The 1,196-nt window shown below is 65.7% G+C and carries 1 protein-coding gene; it reads left to right on the top strand.

Translation table 11 applies throughout. The annotated features are described in order from the left end of the window. Positions 1-120: 120 nt before the first annotated feature. The coding region (locus FPV26_RS12540) for an IS481 family transposase (protein ID WP_246109290.1) at positions 121-1,196 on the top strand (1,076 nt) is incomplete at its 3' end.

The raw sequence follows: 1,196 nt of genomic DNA, 5'->3' as shown, positions 1-1,196 counted from the left end.
TGTTCGTGTTGAGTATTTCCCCGACAGTCCGCCCCTCCAGTAGCCCCTGAGAGGGGCGGACACCTGGCCTTCGGTAGATTGGTGGTTACCACACCTTGCCAAGCCAACCGGAGCGACCAGATGTCCGCCACAACGAACGCTATCAAACGTAAGACCTCCCTGCTGCAACTCGCCGAGGCCCTCGGCAACGTGTCCAAGGCCTGCAAGCTGATGGGCTACCACCGCGACTCGTTCTACGAGATCCGCCGCGCCTACCAGACGGGCGGCCTCGAAGCCCTGATCGAACAGCGCCGCGGGCCACGAAACCCGCATCCCAACCGTGTTTCGCCGGAAGTCGAGCAGGCCATCCTCGACTTCTGCCTGCTGCACCCGACCAAGGGCGCGCAGTTCATCGCCAACCAGTTGCGCCTGTCCGGCGTCGACGTGAGCCCCTCGGGCGTGCGCGGCGTCTGGCAGCGCCACGACATGCTCAAGCGCCACCAGCGTCTGCTGAAGCTCGAGGAGAAGGCACGCGACACCACCTTCGTCCTCACCGAAGAGCAGCGCCTGCTGCTCGAGAAGGCCGGCAGCGACGCCCTGCCGCAGCACATCGAGTCCAACGCCCCGGGCGAGCTGCTGAACCAGGACACCTTCTACTGGGGCACCTTGAAGGGCGTCGGCAAGGTCTACGTACAGGTCGTCGTCGACACCTTCTGCTCGCTGGCCTTCGCCAAGGTCTACACCAGCAAGATGCCGATCACCGCCGCCGACCTGCTCATCGACCGCGTGCTGCCGTTCTACGAGGCGATCGGCGTCGATGTCGGCGCCGTGCTCACCGACAACGGCCGCGAGTTCTGCGGCAAGCCCGACGAGCATCCCTTCGAGCTCGTGCTGGCGATGCACGACATCGAGCACCGCCGCACCAAGATCGCCACACCGCGCACCAACGGCTTCGTCGAGCGCATGAACCGCACGCTCCTCGACGAATGCTTCCGCGTCGCCGGCCGCCAGACCTGGTACCTGACACCCGCCGAGATCCAGCGCGACCTCGACGTGTTCCTCGACTACTACAACCATCGCCGCAGCCATCAGGGCTATCGCCTGAAGGGCCGCACGCCGGCGATGGCGCTTCAGCAGGCGCTGCAGATCGACGCGCTGCCGCCGATGATCCCCGAGCCCGAGGAGACCGCAGAAACCATCCCTGATACCCTCGCCGC

It is taken from the genome of Vulcaniibacterium gelatinicum (genome assembly GCF_008033445.1).
GTDB classification, from domain to species: domain Bacteria; phylum Pseudomonadota; class Gammaproteobacteria; order Xanthomonadales; family Xanthomonadaceae; genus Vulcaniibacterium_B; species Vulcaniibacterium_B gelatinicum.
Note: the sequence above shows the minus strand (reverse complement) of the source record. Positions and strands in the feature narration are given on the sequence as shown.